At 31.9% G+C, this 17,748-nt stretch carries 18 protein-coding genes; 17 read left to right on the forward strand and 1 reads right to left on the reverse strand.

Annotated features, from left to right (window positions below):
* The 6 genes from OW730_RS04485 to cwlD all read left to right on the forward strand — a co-directional run bounded on the left by OW730_RS04485 (position 1) and on the right by cwlD (position 5,400).
* Entirely contained in the window at positions 1–819 is an 819-nt protein-coding gene (locus tag OW730_RS04485) for an energy-coupling factor transporter transmembrane component T family protein (RefSeq protein ID WP_271227869.1), read from the forward strand.
* Entirely contained in the window at positions 819–1,562 is a 744-nt protein-coding gene (gene truA / locus OW730_RS04490) for a tRNA pseudouridine(38-40) synthase TruA (protein WP_271227870.1), read from the forward strand. Before OW730_RS04485 ends, truA begins: the two co-directional genes overlap by 1 nt.
* A 160-nt stretch (positions 1,563–1,722) precedes the next feature.
* A complete protein-coding gene (rplM, locus tag OW730_RS04495; protein WP_271227871.1) occupies positions 1,723–2,157 on the forward strand; it encodes a 50S ribosomal protein L13 in 435 nt (144 codons plus the stop codon).
* A 30-nt stretch (positions 2,158–2,187) separates the two neighbouring features.
* On the forward strand, positions 2,188–2,580 hold the full coding sequence (rpsI, locus tag OW730_RS04500) for a 30S ribosomal protein S9 (RefSeq protein ID WP_271227872.1): 393 nt from the start codon (positions 2,188–2,190) through the stop codon (positions 2,578–2,580).
* 285 nt (positions 2,581–2,865) lie between these two features.
* The gene (locus OW730_RS04505; protein WP_271227873.1) at positions 2,866–4,539 is read left to right on the forward strand and encodes a Na/Pi cotransporter family protein; all 1,674 of its coding nucleotides are present in this window, start codon (positions 2,866–2,868) and stop codon (positions 4,537–4,539) included.
* Between the two features lie 162 nt (positions 4,540–4,701).
* On the forward strand, positions 4,702–5,400 hold the full coding sequence (gene cwlD, locus OW730_RS04510) for an N-acetylmuramoyl-L-alanine amidase CwlD (protein ID WP_271227874.1): 699 nt from the start codon (positions 4,702–4,704) through the stop codon (positions 5,398–5,400).
* Positions 5,401–5,463: 63 nt separating this feature from the next.
* Here the strand turns inward: cwlD and OW730_RS04515 are convergent, their stop codons facing one another.
* Positions 5,464–6,186, reverse strand: a complete 723-nt coding sequence (locus tag OW730_RS04515) for a DUF3048 C-terminal domain-containing protein (protein WP_271227875.1) — start codon at positions 6,184–6,186, stop codon at positions 5,464–5,466.
* Positions 6,187–6,484: 298 nt separating this feature from the next.
* Between OW730_RS04515 and OW730_RS04520 the strand changes: the two genes are divergently transcribed.
* The 11 genes from OW730_RS04520 to citC all read left to right on the forward strand — a co-directional run bounded on the left by OW730_RS04520 (position 6,485) and on the right by citC (position 17,748).
* Positions 6,485–7,378 (forward strand): GntR family transcriptional regulator, encoded by an 894-nt coding sequence (locus OW730_RS04520; protein WP_271227876.1) that lies wholly within the window; start codon positions 6,485–6,487, stop codon positions 7,376–7,378.
* A 78-nt stretch (positions 7,379–7,456) separates the two neighbouring features.
* Complete coding sequence (glmS, locus tag OW730_RS04525; protein WP_271227877.1) at positions 7,457–7,879, forward strand: methylaspartate mutase subunit S; 423 nt, start codon at positions 7,457–7,459, stop codon at positions 7,877–7,879.
* A 30-nt stretch (positions 7,880–7,909) separates the two neighbouring features.
* Positions 7,910–9,307 carry a methylaspartate mutase accessory protein GlmL gene (gene glmL / locus OW730_RS04530; protein WP_271227878.1) on the forward strand — a complete coding sequence of 466 codons (1,398 nt, stop codon included), beginning with the start codon at positions 7,910–7,912 and terminating at the stop codon, positions 9,305–9,307.
* A 12-nt stretch (positions 9,308–9,319) separates the two neighbouring features.
* Positions 9,320–10,774, forward strand: coding sequence for a methylaspartate mutase subunit E (locus tag OW730_RS04535; protein ID WP_271227879.1), 1,455 nt, complete (start codon positions 9,320–9,322; stop codon positions 10,772–10,774).
* 110 nt (positions 10,775–10,884) lie between these two features.
* Positions 10,885–12,132, forward strand: coding sequence for a methylaspartate ammonia-lyase (locus OW730_RS04540; RefSeq protein ID WP_271227880.1), 1,248 nt, complete (start codon positions 10,885–10,887; stop codon positions 12,130–12,132).
* Between the two features lie 196 nt (positions 12,133–12,328).
* A complete protein-coding gene (locus tag OW730_RS04545) occupies positions 12,329–13,171 on the forward strand; it encodes a fumarate hydratase (protein WP_271227881.1) in 843 nt (280 codons plus the stop codon).
* 33 nt (positions 13,172–13,204) lie between these two features.
* Positions 13,205–13,765 carry a Fe-S-containing hydro-lyase gene (locus OW730_RS04550; protein ID WP_271227882.1) on the forward strand — a complete coding sequence of 187 codons (561 nt, stop codon included), beginning with the start codon at positions 13,205–13,207 and terminating at the stop codon, positions 13,763–13,765.
* A 39-nt stretch (positions 13,766–13,804) separates the two neighbouring features.
* Positions 13,805–14,071 (forward strand): citrate lyase acyl carrier protein, encoded by a 267-nt coding sequence (gene citD / locus OW730_RS04555; protein WP_271227883.1) that lies wholly within the window; start codon positions 13,805–13,807, stop codon positions 14,069–14,071.
* A 2-nt stretch (positions 14,072–14,073) separates the two neighbouring features.
* Complete coding sequence (locus tag OW730_RS04560) at positions 14,074–14,946, forward strand: HpcH/HpaI aldolase/citrate lyase family protein (protein ID WP_271227884.1); 873 nt, start codon at positions 14,074–14,076, stop codon at positions 14,944–14,946.
* Positions 14,947–14,966: 20 nt separating this feature from the next.
* Positions 14,967–16,505: a citrate lyase subunit alpha gene (gene citF, locus OW730_RS04565; RefSeq protein ID WP_271227885.1), complete on the forward strand. Its 1,539-nt coding sequence runs from the start codon at positions 14,967–14,969 to the stop codon at positions 16,503–16,505.
* Between the two features lie 202 nt (positions 16,506–16,707).
* Positions 16,708–17,748 (forward strand): [citrate (pro-3S)-lyase] ligase, encoded by a 1,041-nt coding sequence (citC, locus tag OW730_RS04570; RefSeq protein WP_271227886.1) that lies wholly within the window; start codon positions 16,708–16,710, stop codon positions 17,746–17,748.

Below are 17,748 nucleotides of genomic sequence, written 5' to 3' on the forward strand. Positions count from 1 at the left end.
ATGATAAAAAATATTTCTATTGGTCAATATGTACCTAGTGATTCTCCTATACACAAATTAGATCCTAGAACTAAAATTATATTATCATTTTTATATATGATAAGTATTTTTTTTGTAAATAACTTCTGGGGGTATATTTTTTTCTTCCTATTAATAGGCATAGCTATAATTCTAAGTAAGTTAAAAGCTTCATTTATTTTAAAGGGGATAAAGCCAATACTATTTTTATTAATTTTTACAGCAGTAATTAATATTTTTGTTATAAAAGGTGAGGGTCTTCCAATTTTAAAATTTGGATTTATTGAAATATATACTGAGGGTTTAATTAGAGCAGCATTTATGGCTATTAGACTGGTGATGCTTATAGTAGGAACATCAATTTTAACGCTCACAACATCCCCTATAGAGTTAACTGACGGAATCGAGACATTGCTAAGTCCTTTTAAGAAAATTGGCTTACCTGCTCATGAATTAGCAATGATGATGACAATAGCTCTTAGATTTATACCTACTTTAATGGATGAGACAGATAAGATAATGAAAGCTCAAATGGCTAGAGGTGCTGAGTTTGAATCAGGAAAGTTGATAGAAAGAGCAAAAAATCTCGTACCTATTTTAGTACCACTATTTATAAACTCTTTTAAGAGAGCAGATGATTTAGCAACTGCTATGGAAGCAAGAGCCTATAGAGGTGGAGAGGGTAGAACTAGAATGAAAGTTTTAAAATATAGATCAAGAGATTTTATAGCAGTTTCTATATTTATGATTATTATTCTATGTGGAATAATGACAAGATTTATGGTTGGAGGAATTATCTAGTGGATAATTTTAAAAATATTAAACTTGAAGTTCAATATAATGGAGCTAAATATTATGGATGGCAGAAACAAAAGACTCACATTACTGTCCAAGAGGTATTAGAAAAGACATTAAGTAAATTACTTAAAGAAGAAATTGAGGTTACAGGATGTAGTAGAACAGATTCTAAAGTACATGCACTTAAATATGTGTGTAACTTTAAAAGTAAAACTAATATACCTTGTGAGAAAATAAAATATGCTTTAAATCCAATATTACCAGATGATATTGTGGTTCTAAACTCAATTGAAGTAGATAATATGTTTCACTCAAGATATTCTTGTATAGGAAAGACCTATTTATACAAGATATTAAATAGGGAAGTAAGGGGTGTCTTTGGGAGAGAAGGGATATATCATTATAAAGACCATCTATGTCTTGAGAAGATGAAGTTAGCATCTAAATACTTTATTGGGACCCATGACTTTAATGCGTTTAAAAGCACAGGTAGCTCTGTTAAATCAACTATCAGAACTATTGAATCTATAAGTATTATTAAAAATGATCAGGAGATTATAATAGAAGTTACTGGAGATGGTTTTCTATATAATATGGTAAGGATAATTGTAGGTACACTAATACAGGTTGGGATAAATAAAATAGAGCCCGAATATATTCAAACAATTTTGAAAAGTAAAGATAGAAAGCTAGCAGGACCAACGGCTCCAGCGGAAGGTTTGTATTTAAAAGAGATATATTTTTAATAAAAAAATTATTATAAATAAATAATCAAAAAAGTTGTTGACACGCCCGGAACAATGTATTATAATTATGAGAGTTGACATGGTATATAAGATTCACTTGCCCGAGTCTTAGAATAGATCATTAACAGGAAATAGGAAATGTAACAGGGAGGGAAAAAAGATGAAATCATACATTGCAAAACCACATGAAGTTGAAAGAAAATGGTATGTTGTAGATGTTGAAGGTCAGACTCTTGGAAGAGCTGCTAGCCAAATCGCAACTATCTTAAGAGGTAAGCATAAGCCAACTTATACTCCACACGTTGACTGCGGAGATCACGTAATAGTACTTAATGCTGATAAAATCGTTTTAACTGGTAAGAAGTTAGATCAGAAAATGTTAAGACATCATACTTTATATCCAGGTGGATTAAAAGAGATTTCTTACAGAGATGCTTTAGCTAAGAAGCCTGAGTTTGTTTTCAGTGAAGCAGTAAGAAGAATGCTTCCAAAAGGTCGTTTAGGAAGACAAATGATTAAGAAATTAAACGTATATGCTGGAAGTGAGCATAACCACGAAGCTCAAAAGCCAGAGCAATTAGAATTAAGATACTAATTTGATATGTAGTGAAGGGAGGAAATAATAATGGCAAAGGTTCAATACTTTGGAACAGGTAGAAGAAAGACATCTGTAGCAAGAGTAAGACTTGTACCAGGTGAAGGAAAAGTAATCATTAACAAAAGAGATATGGAAAACTATTTTGGTTTAGATACATTAAAATACATCGTTAATCAACCATTAGTTTTAACAGAAACTAAGGAAAAATACGATATATTAGTAAATGTTCACGGTGGTGGATTATCAGGGCAAGCAGGAGCAATTAGACACGGAATTGCTAGAGCTTTAATCAAAGCTGACGAGAACTTAAGACCAGAATTAAAGAAAGCTGGATTCTTAACTAGAGACTCAAGAATGGTAGAGAGAAAGAAATGCGGTCTTAAGAAAGCAAGAAGAGCTCCTCAATTCTCTAAGAGATAATATTACAAATATTATATATTTAATAAAAGGAAGGTTAGCCTTCCTTTTATTTTGCCTACATAAGATTGAATATTCTGATAAAAGAGGAAGAAAAATAGTTTGGTTTTAAATTACATGGATATAATACTACTAAATTCTATATTATTGATCAATGTTAAATCTATGTTAAATAAAATAAAATCCATGTTAAACATTCATTAAAGGTATTAACTTTATGTTAAATATTTAGTATTATATGAGAAGAGAATTTTGTAGAAAAAAGAATTTAACTTTGGAGGTATTACCATGGAAGTTGCAAGTAGTATGATATTAGCTCTTGCTGGGAGTGGAGATGTATCAGCATTAAGTATGATACTAGCACTAGTAGGGGGATTAGGATTATTTCTTTATGGTATGAAAGTTATGGGAGATGGTCTTCAAAACTTATCAGGAGATAAAATGAAGGCAGTATTCGAAAAAATAACTTCAAACCCTATCTTAGGAGTTATGACAGGAGCATTTGTTACTGCTGTTATTCAAAGTAGTAGTGCTACAACAGTTATGGTCGTTGGATTTGTTAATGCTGGATTAATGAACTTATTTCAAGCGACAGCTGTTATTATGGGTGCTAATATAGGTACAACAGTAACTGCTAAATTGATTACGTTAAAAATCAGTCATATGATACCTATATTCTTAGGTATTGGTGGTTTTATGACGCTATTTGGAAAGAAAGAAAGAACGAAAGAAATTGGACATATTATTTTAGGATTCGGTATATTATTCTTAGGTATGGATTTAATGAAAGATGCAATGAAGCCTTTAAGATCAAATCCTATGTTTGAACAATTTGTACTTACGCTTGATGGAAATTGGTTCTTAGGTTTATTAACTGGATTAGTTATGACTGCTGTTGTTCAGAGTTCGTCTGCAACAACTGGTATACTTATAGGATTAGCATCAACAGGAATGATATCACTGGAAATTGCGATACCTATATTATTTGGATGTAACATTGGTACATGTGTTACAGCGTTAATTTCAAGTATTGGAACTAATAAAAATGCTAAAAAGGCAGCATTTGTTCACTTTATATTCAATGTTGTAGGAGCGCTTATATTTATTCCTTTAAGAGGGTTATTAGCTCAGGCTGTATATCTAATCCCAACTAGTGGAACAATGGAACAAATAGCACAAACACAAATAGCAAATGCACATATGATATTTAATGTTGCAAATACTGTGTTATTACTTCCGTTTTATAAAGTTATTGTTTCAGTTGTTAACAAAATTATTCCAGATACTGTTACTGATGAAGAAGAACATGTTGGAACTAAATACATTGATGATAGATTATTAGAAACACCTGTTATAGCAGTTGGTCAAACAACTAAGGAATGTATTAGAATGGGAAATATTGTTGAGAAGAATCTTAAGCTAGCGATGGACGCATTTGAGAAGAATGATGATTCTCTAGTAAAGAAGGTATATGAGAAAGAGAAGCTTGTAAACCTATTAGAGGATGAATTAACGGTTTATTTAATAAAGTTATCTAAGACTGAGATTGCAGAACATCAGAGAGATATTGTTACTTCAATGTTCCATGTAGTTAATGATTTAGAGAGAGTTGGAGATCATGCTGAGAATATAGCTGAACTTACTAGTGAAAAGATACAAAAGAGACTGAACTTTTCTGATGAAGCTATTCAAGAATTAAAGAATATGTTTAACTACACTATTCAAGCTGTTAGATTAAGTATTGAAGCTTTAGATGAAGAGAATAAAGAAAAAGCATTTAAAGTTATTGAGATAGAAGATAAGATAGATAAAATAGAAAAAGAATTAAGAGCTAACCATATTAGAAGACTTAATAATGGAGTTTGTAATGCTACTGTTGGTGCGATATTCTTAGATATTATTAGTAATCTTGAAAGAATTGGAGATCATGCTACTAATGTAGCTCAAGCAATCGTTAATTAATTACATGTATAGATATGAGAACTATCATGACATAATGTCAAGATAGTTCTTTTTTAATTTGGTTTTATCTAAATTTGAATGAGAATATTTAAATTAATGGTGATAAATGTTCTAAATAAATCTAAGAAATTTGCATATGATAATATAGGAGGTGAGAAATATATGCAGAGAATTAATAGAACATTATTAATTGTTATTTTGGTTATTTTTATAGGATATTCGCTAATTTTTTCAGCATTACATATGAAGGCTACTAATGCGTTCAATGCAAATGGAAAGAAGGTTATACTTATTGATCCAGGACATGGTGGTGTTGATGGAGGTGCAAGTTCAAGTAGTGGAACTTTAGAAAAGCATATTGCTTTAGAGATTTCGTTAAAATTGAGAGATGAGTTGAAAGATTTAGGGTACTACGTAGTTATGACTAGAGAAGAAGACAAAGGGTTATATAATCAAGGGAGTATTAAACAAAAGAAAATAGAGGATTTAAATAATCGTGTAAAAATGAAATCTGAAACAAATTGTGATGCTTTTATAAGTATACATCTAAATAAATTTACTCAAGCTCAATATTTTGGTGCTGAGGTATGGTATTCAAATAGAGAAGATAGTAAAGAGATGGCTGCTTTAATAATGAAATATCTTAAGAGTGGCATTGATAACGGGAATAAACGAACTAATAAGCCTGCTAAGGGTAAGTACAAAGTATTAAGATGTAATGATAATATGCCAGGGGTTATTGTTGAATGTGGATTTTTATCGAACCCTAATGAAGAGAAACTTTTAAAGAGTGAAATGTATCAGACAAAACTAGCTATGCTTATAGCTAGGGGAATAGATGAATATTTTAATGATAAATAATTTATTAATATAATGTAAAAATAATAACAATGAGTAAAAAATAGCGCATATATGCGCTATTTTTTACTTAAAATCAATTTTTAAAGAGTTATCTGCTAATATCCAACAAACTTTACCCTCTAATATAGATATTGGCTTACCTTTCTCATCTACAATCTTAATGGGTTCATTATTATTTTTACTCCATTCTATATCAACTATTCGTCCTCCGGTAAATAATAAACCAGCACCAATACGTTCTGTATTAGTATCATTGCTTTCGGATTCCAAAAAAGTGACTAATATATTGTCTATAGGTATATCCTTAAGTTGACTGTTGAGAGATTTATCATTGATATTATTAAAAATATAATGTTCATCTTCATAAGAAAAAAGAATGAAATGGCTATTATCAAAGTTTAAGGTGAGATATTTTGCCATATTATTGTAAAGTCCAATTATCGAATCTCTTGTAGTGTAATTAAAGTTAGGTAGAGTAAGGGATGAACTATCAGGGTTGTCCAATAAAGGGTGTATTTTTAATGAGTCTTTTTCATCACATAGAAGCTTAAAAACAAGATTACCTGTATCATTACGATACAAGAAAATATAATTGGCTCTTTTTAATGCGTCCAATTCGTTGTTTAAATCATACATTTCTATAGTATTTTTGTTTATATTTTGATTATGTACTGATATAAATGGGAATGTTTTTTTTATATTCCAAAACTCACCGTAGAGCAAAAATAATAGTAAAAGTGAAAGGGTGAGTATTGTTAATTTCAAATGTTTATAAAAAAACTTCATTGATTATCCTCCTTTAATACGCTGATGTATCAGTAATTTAATATAACTTCATAATATATTGTATGATATCAATATGTAGAAAATAACTCATTTAGAATATAGTAAAAAAATTTAGAAAATAATTAAAAAAAATTGGAATATGCTATTGATATGACTTACGCATTGTGATAATATTGAGTTGACAATTGGATTAATCCAATAATCCAATTTGGCATAAGGGGGGATTATTATTAACATTTATGTTGATAAAGCTAACAAGGTTCCTTTATATATTCAGGTTAAGAGGCAGATTGCAGACTTGATAAGCGATGGAGAGATAAAAGTAGGAAGCAGAATGCCAACTGAAAGAGAACTGGCAAAAAAATTAAGAATAAGTAGAAATACTATCAGTAATGCTTATAAAGAATTGGAATCAGATGGGATATTAAAATCTTATCAAGGTAGAGGAACTTTTGTTGTGGAAGAGGTAATTCCTTGGAAAGACAAAGATACTAATAATAAGATCTTGAAATTTGTTGATATGGCACTTGAAGAAGCGATGAGTGTAAATATGGACATGGAAGAATTATTAGATATTGTTAAAAAGAGAATTGAAGAAAAGAAACATGCAATGATGAGAATGGAAGCATGTTATGTAGAGTGTAATATTGAACAATCAAAGATGTTTACTAAACAGTTATCCAAGCATACAAATATGAATGTATATCCTTTAACAATAAATGATTTAAAAGAAAAGAACGAAACAACGATGGCTAAACTTGAAAAAGCTAAAGTAATAATTTCTACTTTTAATCATATTGGAGAAGTTAAAGAATTAACTAAAGAATATAATAAAGAGGTGTTTGGAGTAGCGATAACACCAGATATTGAAACTATCGTGAAAATTGCTAGGTATCCAGAAAAAACTAAGTTTCTTTTTGTATGTATATCTGAAAAGTTTATGTACAAGATAAAAGGTGCTTTGGAAATGGCTGGATTAGATAATTTAGATATAGAGTATACTAATGAAATCGATAAAAAACAATTACAAGATATGATTGAGGGCAAAGATGTAGTTATAGTTTCACCAGGAAGACATAAAGAAATTGAAGAACTTATAGATAAAAAAGTAGAAATCATTAAATTTTTATATAGTTTAGATGATGGTTCATTAAAAAACTTAAAAGCAAAGATGATTGATATTCAAGCATAATTAAAAGTCACTTAGATGAACAAAATCTTTTATAAGATTTATATAAAATAAGGGTTTTAATAGGAGGAATTCTTAGAAATGGGAAATAAAAATGGGAAAACAGTTGTAATTGGAGTTATTGGGTCTGATTGTCATGCGGTAGGAAATAAAATTATTGACTACGTATTAACAGAAAATGGGTTTAATGTTATTAACGTGGGTGTTATTTCACCACAAGAAGATTTTATCAATGCAGCAGTTGAGACAAATGCAGATGCAATCATAGTTTCTTCACTTTATGGACATGGTGAAATAGACTGTAGAGGCATGAGAGAAAAGTGTGAGGAAGCCGGCATAGGTGATATTCTACTTTATGTAGGTGGAAACATAGTTGTGGGAAAACAAGAATGGGAAGATGTTTATGAAAGATTTAAGTCAATGGGATTCGACAGAGTATACGCACCTGGAACTCCAATTGAACATACTATGGAAGAAATGAAAGAGGATTTAAAAATAAATTAATAGATCAGTTTTCTGAAAGAAGTGATATAAATGGATGCATATTTATTAATAGACTTTGGAAGCACATATACAAAGCTTACAGCAGTTGATATTGAAAATGAAGAGATTTTAGCCACATCAAAAGATATAACAACAATTGAAACTAATATAATGGATGGATTCAATAATGCTTATAAAAAACTTATTGAAAACTTGAATGGTAGAAATGTAAACTTCATTAGAAAGTTAGCTTGCTCATCGGCAGCGGGTGGTTTAAAAATGGTGGCTATAGGGTTAGTGCCAGAGTTAACTGCAGAAGCAGCGAAGAGAGCAGCATTAGGTGCTGGAGCTAGAGTGTTGAAGACATATAGTTTTGAACTTACAAAGAATGAAATTAATGAAATCAAAAATTCGAATTTAGACATAATATTATTAGCTGGTGGAACTAACGGAGGAAATAAGGAGTGTATTTTGCATAACGCAAAGATGCTAGCAGAACACAAAGTAGGACTTCCGATAGTTGTTGCAGGTAATAAGGTAACGTATGATGAAATTAGAGATGTTTTTGAGAAAAATGATATGATTTTTTCTTTGACAGAGAATGTAATGCCATCACTAAATGAACTTAATGTGGATCCTGCAAGAGAAGAAATAAGAAAAATATTTATGAAAAATATTATTGAAGCAAAGGGTTTAGGCAGAGCTGAGGAAATGGTTAATGGTATTCTAATGCCAACTCCAGCTGCAGTATTAAAAGCTGCAGAATACTTAAGTAAGGGATCAGATGAAGAAGATGGATTAGGTGACCTGATAGTTGTAGACATTGGAGGGGCAACAACTGATATTCATTCTTTAGCAGATGGAGAACCAACAAAAGGTGGAGTAACAATAAAAGGCTTAGAAGAGCCATTTGCAAAAAGAACTGTTGAAGGAGATCTTGGAATGAGATATTCAGCAGTATCGCTTCTTGAAGCGGCTGGAACTAAGAAAGTTAGAAAATATCTTGGAGATACTGAAAGAAAGATAGATATAGCTGGAAATTGTCAATTTAGAATAGAGAATATAAAAATGGTGCCTAAAACACAAGATGAAATAGAATTTGATGAGGCTTTAGGTAAAGTGGCTACAGAACTAGCACTTACAAGACATGTTGGGTATGTGGAAGTAACATATACACCAATGGGACCTATGTATACTCAAACTGGAAAAGATTTAATGGAGACAAAGTATGTTATAGGAACTGGTGGGATAATAGTTCATAGTGAAAGAGCTATAGAAATATTAAAAGCTGGGGAATTTAACAAAGAAGAACCAATATATTTAAAACCAAAGAATCCAGAATACTTAGTAGATAGAACATATATTTTGTCAGCAATGGGATTACTAGCTCAGGAATTACCTGATATGGCAGTTAGAATCATGAAAAAATACTTGGTAAAGCTTAACTAGGAGGTTATTATTGTGGAGTTAAATAATAAAAAGTGGACTGATGATGAATTTTATAGTGTGAGAAAAGAAATACTTAATACATGGGAAACAGGTAAAGGGGTAGCGGATTTAGAAAAGAATATTGAATATGCGAAATCTGTACCTGATCATAAGAATTTTGCAAAGAAAATGGAATTAGCTAAAAATGAAGGTATAACTTTAGCTCAACCAAGAGCAGGTGTTGCATTAATTGATAAGCACATTGAATTACTTAGATACCTTCAGGATGAGGGTGGAGCAGATTTACTTCCATCAACTATAGATGCATATACAAGATTAAATAGATATGATGAGTGTCAAGTGGGAATTGAAGAGAGTAGAAAAGTAGGAAGATCATTATTAAATGGATTCCCAGGAGTAAACCATGGAGTTGAGGGATGTAGAAAAGTTCTTGAAGCTGTAAATGTACCTCTTGAAGCTAGACATGGTACGCCTGATGCTAGATTATTAACTGAGATTATCCATGCAGCTGGATGGACTTCTAACGAAGGTGGAGGAATCTCATACAATATCCCATATGCAAAGAGCGTTAGTATTGAAAAGACTATTAAAGATTGGCAGTATTGTGATAGATTAGTTGGAATATATGAGGAAGCAGGAGTTTCAATTAATAGAGAGCCATTTGGTCCACTTACTGGAACTATAGTACCTCCAAGTACATCAAATGCCGTTGCAATAGTTGAAGCATTAATGGCAGCTGAGCAAGGGGTTAAGAGTATAACTGTTGGATATGGTCAATGTGGAAACTTGATTCAAGACGTCGCGGCTATAAGAGCTTTACAATCACAGTGTGATGAATATTTAAGAAATAACGGATATAATGATTGTGTTGTTACAACTGTTTTCCACCAATGGATGGGTGGATTCCCAGCTGATGAAGCTAAAGCTTTTGGTGTAATATCAAATGGTGCTGCAACAGCTACTTTAGCAGGAGCTACAAAAGTTATTGTTAAGACTCCACACGAAGCAATAGGAATACCTACAAAAGAAGCAAACTGTGAAGGAATAAAAACTACTAAAATGACAATAAACCTTTTACAAGGGCAACAACTTGCAATGTCAGATGAGTTAAAAACTGAAATAGCAATCATAAAAGCTGAGACAAAATGTATGATAGACAAATTATATGAAATTGGTAAAGGTGATTTAGCAATCGGTGCTGTTAAAGGATTTGATATGGGAGTAGTTGATATTCCATTTGCACCAAGTAAATATAACTATGGTAAGATGATGCCTGCTAGAGATAACAATGGAGCTGTAAGATATCTTAAGTTTGGTAATATTCCTTTCACAAAAGAGCTTAAGGACTATAACATGAAAAAGCTTGAAGAAAGAGGAAAATTTGAAGGAAGAGAAGTTGGATTCCAAATGACTGTAGATGATATATTTGCAGTAGGTAAAGGTAGATTGGTTGGTAGACTAGAATAGATATTTGGTTAGGGGGAAGTTAAAATTCTCCCTGACTTTTAATAAATTTAAGATTTAGGTCAGTTTGGAAAAATATGAAACTAATTAATGAAAAGGATAGGTGCGTAGCTATGAAAATTATTGATGTGGTTTGTTCACCAGGAAAAACAGGATTCTATTTTGACGATCAAAGAGCAATCAAGAGTGGAGCAGGACATGATGGATTTACTTACACTGGTGAGGCTATTACAGAAGGATTTAAGTCAATAAGACAAGCGGGAGAATCGATTTCTGTTATGTTAATATTAGAAGATGGGCAAGTAGCACATGGTGATTGTGCAGCAGTTCAATATTCAGGTGCTGGTGGAAGAGACCCTCTTTTCTTAGCAGAAGATTTTATTCCAGTTATCGAAAAAGAAATCGCTCCAAAACTAATTGGAAGAGAACTTAATTGTTTTAGAGAATTAGCAGAAGAGTTTGACAGAATGCAGATTAACGGAAAGAGATTACATACAGCTATTAGATATGGAGTTACTCAAGCGATTTTAGATGGAGTTGCTAAAGCGAAACATTTAACAATGGCTGAAATAGTTAATGAAGAATATAACGTAGGAAAAGAAATTAAGAGAATACCTATTTTTACTCAATCTGGAGATAATAGATATGATAATGTTGATAAGATGATTATCAAAACTGCAGATGTTATGCCTCATGCATTAATAAACCATGTAGAAGATAAATTAGGATTAAAAGGTGAGAAACTTCTTGAGTACGTTAAGTGGATGACTGCTAGAGTACAGCAGTTAAGAACTGATGAATCTTATAATCCAATATTCCACATTGATGTTTATGGAACAATCGGTATTGCATTTGATTGTGATAATAACGCTATGGCTGATTATCTTGAAACATTAGCAGAAGCTGCTAAGCCTTTCAAATTAAGAATTGAAGGTCCTATGGATGTTGAAGATAGACAAAAGCAAATGGAAGCTCTTAGAGATCTAACTGCTGAAGTTGACAGAAGAGGAATAAATATAGAGTTAGTTGCAGATGAATGGTGTAATACATTTGAAGATGTTAAATTCTTTGCAGATAACAAAGCAGGACATATGTTACAAATTAAAACTCCAGACTTAGGAGGAGTTAATAATACTGCAGAAGCAATTATATACTGTAATGAAAAAGGTTTAGGTGCTTACTGTGGAGGAACATGTAACGAAACTAATAGATCAGCAGAGGTAACTACTAACATTGCTATGGCATGTGCTGCAACTCAATGTTTAGCTAAGCCAGGAATGGGTGTTGATGAAGGTTACATGATCGTTAATAATGAAATGAACAGGGTTTTAGCTTTAGTTAATAGAAGAAAAAACGCTTAAAAATAAATAAATTATAAAAGGCGGTTTTTTATAACTGCCTTTTATATTATTCTCATAAGAGATTTCTAAATTAAGAAGTACTGTGTATTTAATATGATAAGCTGAATAAGTACAAGTAAGACAATTTTACGAATACTAAAAAGTATAGTATAAATTGTCTATTATGCATTGTGCGAATATTTAAGGAGGAGTAGTTGTGAGAGAGATTAATGTAAAAGAAATCACATCAGCTGTTAAAAAATTATGTATAGATGCAAATTATTACTTAAGTAGCGATGTTAGAGAAAAACTTAATAGTGCTAGACAAGAAGAAGAATGGGAAATTGCTAAAGGGATTTTAGATAACATAATAGAGAATGCAGAGATAGCAAAGAATGAAAAGATGCCTATGTGTCAAGATACTGGTATGGCATGTATTTTTGTTGAAATAGGTCAGGATGTTCATGTTACTGGTGGATTATTAGAAGAAGCTATAAATAAAGGTGTAGCAGAAGGGTATTCTGAAGGTTATCTAAGAAAATCTGTTGTAAAGGATCCTTTGGATAGAGTTAATACGGGAGATAATACTCCAGCTGTAATTTACTATGATATAGTTCAAGGTGACAAGATTAAAATAACTGTTGCACCTAAAGGATTCGGATCAGAAAACATGAGTCAAATAAAAATGCTTAAGCCTGCAGATGGACTTGAAGGGGTTAAGGAGTTTATATTAAAAGTTGTTAAAGAAGCAGGACCTAATCCATGTCCTCCTATAGTTGTTGGAGTTGGAATTGGTGGAACTTTTGATAGAGCTGCTATGCTTGCAAAAAAAGCACTTCTTAGACCATTAAACTCGACAAATAAAAATGAGTTTTATGCAAATCTAGAAGAAGAACTTGTAGAGGCAATTAATAAGATGGGAATCGGACCACAAGGTTTTGGAGGAAAGACAACATCTTTAGGTGTAAATATTGAAACATACCCAACTCATATTGCAGGATTGCCAGTTGCAGTAAATATAAATTGTCATGCAACAAGACATGCAGAGATAGAGCTTTAATAACCAATTCTATAGATATAGGGAGGAATAGTTATGGAAAAGAAAGTGATACTACCATTAACAGAAGAAAAAGTTATAGGATTGAAGGCAGGAGATACAGTACTTTTATCAGGAGTATTATATACAGGAAGAGATGCAGCACATAAGCGATTATGTGATCTAGTAGAAGAAGGAAAAGAATTGCCAATAGAAGTTAAGGATCAAGTTATTTATTATGTAGGACCAACTCCAGCAAAGCCAGGTAATGCGTTTGGATCAGGAGGACCAACAACTAGTTATAGAATGGATCCATATGCTCCAACGTTACTAGATTTAGGTTTAAGAGGCATGATAGGTAAAGGATTAAGAAGTAAAGAAGTAATTGAATCTATGGTGAAGAATAAAGCAGTTTACTTTGGTGCTATAGGTGGTGCGGCTGCGCTTATTGGAAAGTCTGTTGTAAAATCAGAAGTGGTATGTTATGAAGATTTAGGAGCAGAAGCTATAAGAAGAATTGAAGTAAAGGATTTTCCTGTTGTTGTGGTAATAGATAGCGAAGGAAATAACCTTTATGAGCAAGGGCAAGCGGCTTACTTGAACAGTTTAGAAAAATAGTTGTAAGTACTCAACTTTCAATATAAGGGAGTGATACAGGTGAAGATAATGAAACCAGCAAAGGCAGGTACATTTGAGTCTAATGATATATATGTTACAGTTATGCCAAGTGAAGGAAATGGAATAGAGTTAGAACTTGAAAGTATTGTTATGCAACAATTTGGTGATGAAATAAAAATGGTGATAATGGATACTTTAAAAGAACTAGGAGTTCAGGATGTAATAATAAGAGCACAGGACAAAGGGGCTTTAAATTATACTATAAAAGCTAGAGTTGAAACTGCTGTTAAAAGGGGGTGTGAATAGCTATGAGAAATTTAAGAAGAACTATGCTGTTCATGCCAGGAAACAATCCTAGCATGATACAAAATGCTGATATTCTTGGAGCAGATTCTATAATTCTGGACCTTGAAGATGCTGTTAGCTTAACAGAGAAGGACAGTGCTAGAATATTGGTTAGAGAGGCTATTAAGAACTTAAATTTTGAAAATGTAGAGTTAATAGTAAGAATTAATCCTATTGAGACTATATTCGCAGAAGAGGATATAAGAGCTATAGGACAGGTTAAGCCTGATACAATACTTGTTCCTAAAGCTAATGAAGAAGATATTATAAAGGTATCAAAAATGCTTGATGAGATTGAAGATGAAATGCAATTCAATAAAGGGGAAATAAAACTTATTGCATTGATTGAATCAGCTTATGGAGTAGAGAATGTTTATAATATTATTAAAGCGTCAGAAAGAGTTAATGGTGTATTATTAGGTGGAGAAGATTTAGCTGCTGACATGGGAATAAAGAGAACTAAAGAGGGGCAAGAAGTATTCTATGCTAGAAATAAAGTAGCAACAGCATGTAAAGCTTTAGGTGTTTCTTCAATAGATACTCCATTTACAGATACAAATGATTGTATCGGATTAAAAGAGGATACGAGAAAAGCAAAAAGTCTAGGAATGACAGGTAAAGCAGCAATAAATCCGAGACAGATTGATGATATACATGAGGTTTATTCACCAACTGAAGGAGAAATAAATCATGCTAAGAGAGTTATGGAGGCTAAGGAGAAGGCAGAGAGTGAGGGGCTTGGAGTATTTTCACTTGATGGAAAAATGATAGATGCACCTATCATAAATAGGGCTAAAGCTACTCTTGAGCTTGCAGATATTCTTGGATTATTATAGAGAAAAGTGAGGGATGATTTATGAAGAATATTCTTGGAAGAGAAATTCCAGATTATATAGAAGGTTATGGTGAAGTAAAGCCTTTCCAAGGGGCTTATGTGAACTATGGTAATAAGAAGAAAGTTGGAGTAAATGTTTCAAGTGTAGCACCAGGAGAAATGAAATTACATCATGGAATAGATAGCGTGCTTGATAAATTAGAACTTAGAGATGGAATGAACATATCTTTTCATCATCATTTAAGAAATGGTGACTATGTTTTAAATACTGTTGTTGATGAGCTAGCGAAAAGAGGAATAAAAGATCTAACTATTGTTGCAAGTTCCATTTTCCCAGTTCATGCACCGTTAGTTGAACATATAAAAACTGGAGTAGTTACAGGAATTTATGCAGCATACATGTCAGGCCCAGTAGCGAAAGCAGTTTCAAAAGGTCTTTTAAAGAATCCAGCAATAATGCATACACATGGCGGTAGAGCAAGATTAATTGAGAGTGGTGATTTGCATATAGATATCGCATTCCTTGCGTCACCTACATCTGATGAATATGGAAATGTGAATGGACTATTTGGAAAATCAGCTTGTGGAGTTTTAGGATATGCTGTAGCTGATGCTGAGTATGCTGATATTACTGTAGCAGTTACAGATAATCTTGTTGAGTATCCTAATGCACCAATTGAAATAAGCCAGGTTTATGTGGATTATGTTGCAGTTGTGGAGTCTATTGGAGATCCTAAGGGGATAGTATCAGGAACAACACAAATTACAAAAGACCCTGTAGGATTAAAAATTGCTAAAATGACATCTGAGGTAATGAAGGCTTCCGGATTAGTTAAGGATGGTTTATCATTCCAAACAGGAGCTGGTGGAATTTCTCTAGCTGTAGCGGCTGAACTTAAAAAGATTATGCAGAAAGAGAAGATTAAAGGTAGTTTTGCAGCTGGAGGTATAACAGGATATATAGTTGATATGTATGAGGAAGGATTATTTAATGCACTATTTGATGTACAGTGTTTTGATTTAAAAGCTGTAGAATCATGTGGAAAAAATCCGAAACATCAATTAATGTCATCATCTATGTATGGTAACCCAAATAATAAAGGTGCAGTTGTTAACAAACTTGACATTATGATTTTAGGAGCTACAGAGGTAGATACAGATTTTAATGTTAATGTAACAACAGGATCTGATGGAAATATTATGGGAGGATCTGGAGGACACAGTGATACAGCTGCTGGATCTAAGCTTACTATCATAGTATCAAAGCTTGTTAAATCTAGATTATCTGTAATTAAAGATAAAGTAACTACTGTGACAACTCCTGGAGAAACTGTAGATGTAATAGTTACTGAAAGAGGAATAGCTATTAATCCAAAGAGAACAGACTTAATTGAGCAGTTAAATAAAACTCATCTCCCTATTAAAACAATAGAAGAGCTTAAAGAAGAGGCTGAGAGAATTGCAGGTAAAGCAAAGTCTATTGAATTGGAAGAAGATATTGTTGCTGTAGTAGAATATAGAGATGGTACAGTTATTGATGTTGTAAGAAAAGTAAAATAAGTAGTTTTATAAAGTAAATAGTTTATAGAGAAATAAATATAGTTAGGGTAGGTTAATCTCTACCCTAATATTTTTTTGGAAATAGATATAATAATAGTTAATGATAATCTACTGAAAAAAGTTTATTGTTATAGAATAGTTTGATATAATAAGACTAATATTGGCTTTATGTGTATGAACATAGGAATTGAGGGTGATATAAATGTACGATTTTGTAATTGAAGAAATCAATATTTCTAATGTTAATCAGTTAGATGATGTAAAGAAATTTTTAAAGAATTTTGACTTAGAATTTGAAGAGAATATTGATTGTACAATAGTTATTAAACAAGGTGGAAAAATAGTAGGTACTTGTTCAAAATCGGGGAATATCCTTAAATGTTTTGCAATTGATTCAAGTATGAGAGGAATGGGACTATCTTCAAAACTTGTTACTTGGATGAATAATAAACTTTTTGATCAAGGAGTTTATCATAGTTTTATATTTACAAAGCCTGAAAATATTAATATATTTACTGGTGTAGGATATAAACTTATTCAGAAGGTTAAAGAAGTTGCATTATTAGAAACAGGTGTGGAAAATATAAATAAACACATAAAGAGAATTATAGAAAAGTATGATTTAAAAAATAATAAAAAAGCAGCTTTAGTAATGAATTGCAATCCTTTTACATGGGGACATAGATATTTAATAGAAAAAGCTTCATTAGAAAATGAAGAAGTCATAATTTTTATTGTAGAAGAAGATAGATCTCTATTTCCTTTTAAGTATAGGTATGAGCTAGTTAAACAGGGGGTAGCGGATCTGAAAAATGTTAAAGTTGTTCCAGGTGGAGAATATATAATATCATCAGCAACATTTCCTAATTATTTCTTAAGAAAGAAAGATGATGTCCTTAGAATTTTTACTGAATTAGATGCTTCTATATTTGGAGAATATTTTTGTAATGAATTATCAATAAATAAGCGATATGTTGGAGAAGAACCATTCTGTGAAGTAACACAAGCATATAATGAAACTTTATCAGATACCTTAGAGAAGTATGGGGTAGAGTTGGAAATAGTAAAGAGAAGAGAATTTAAAGGAAAAGCTATAAGTGCATCACAGGTTAGAGAAGTTATCAAAGGTGGAGAAATATCTTACTTAAAAAATTTAGTACCAGATGTTACTATGAAGTTTCTATTGAGTTCAGAAGGAAAGGAGATAATGGAGAAGATTAAATATAGCACTTCTCCTCACTAA

This window comes from Oceanirhabdus sp. W0125-5 (assembly GCF_027938815.1).
Taxonomy (GTDB): Bacteria; Bacillota; Clostridia; order Clostridiales; family Clostridiaceae; genus Oceanirhabdus.

What these genes read in the sequence shown, in the direction of transcription:
- OW730_RS04550 (WP_271227882.1), top strand. Translation starts at nt 13,205, where the DNA reads ATGGAAAAGAAAGTGATACTACCATTAACAGAAGAAAAAGTTATAGGA.
- OW730_RS04505 (WP_271227873.1), top strand. Translation starts at nt 2,866, where the DNA reads ATGGAAGTTGCAAGTAGTATGATATTAGCTCTTGCTGGGAGTGGAGAT.
- glmL (WP_271227878.1), top strand. Translation starts at nt 7,910, where the DNA reads ATGGATGCATATTTATTAATAGACTTTGGAAGCACATATACAAAGCTT.
- OW730_RS04540 (WP_271227880.1), top strand. Translation starts at nt 10,885, where the DNA reads ATGAAAATTATTGATGTGGTTTGTTCACCAGGAAAAACAGGATTCTAT.
- cwlD (WP_271227874.1), top strand. Translation starts at nt 4,702, where the DNA reads ATGCAGAGAATTAATAGAACATTATTAATTGTTATTTTGGTTATTTTT.
- rpsI (WP_271227872.1), top strand. Translation starts at nt 2,188, where the DNA reads ATGGCAAAGGTTCAATACTTTGGAACAGGTAGAAGAAAGACATCTGTA.
- OW730_RS04485 (WP_271227869.1), top strand. Translation starts at nt 1, where the DNA reads ATGATAAAAAATATTTCTATTGGTCAATATGTACCTAGTGATTCTCCT.
- glmS (WP_271227877.1), top strand. Translation starts at nt 7,457, where the DNA reads ATGGGAAATAAAAATGGGAAAACAGTTGTAATTGGAGTTATTGGGTCT.
- OW730_RS04560 (WP_271227884.1), top strand. Translation starts at nt 14,074, where the DNA reads ATGAGAAATTTAAGAAGAACTATGCTGTTCATGCCAGGAAACAATCCT.
- OW730_RS04515 (WP_271227875.1), bottom strand. Translation starts at nt 6,186, where the DNA reads ATGAAGTTTTTTTATAAACATTTGAAATTAACAATACTCACCCTTTCA.
- citC (WP_271227886.1), top strand. Translation starts at nt 16,708, where the DNA reads ATGTACGATTTTGTAATTGAAGAAATCAATATTTCTAATGTTAATCAG.
- citF (WP_271227885.1), top strand. Translation starts at nt 14,967, where the DNA reads ATGAAGAATATTCTTGGAAGAGAAATTCCAGATTATATAGAAGGTTAT.
- rplM (WP_271227871.1), top strand. Translation starts at nt 1,723, where the DNA reads ATGAAATCATACATTGCAAAACCACATGAAGTTGAAAGAAAATGGTAT.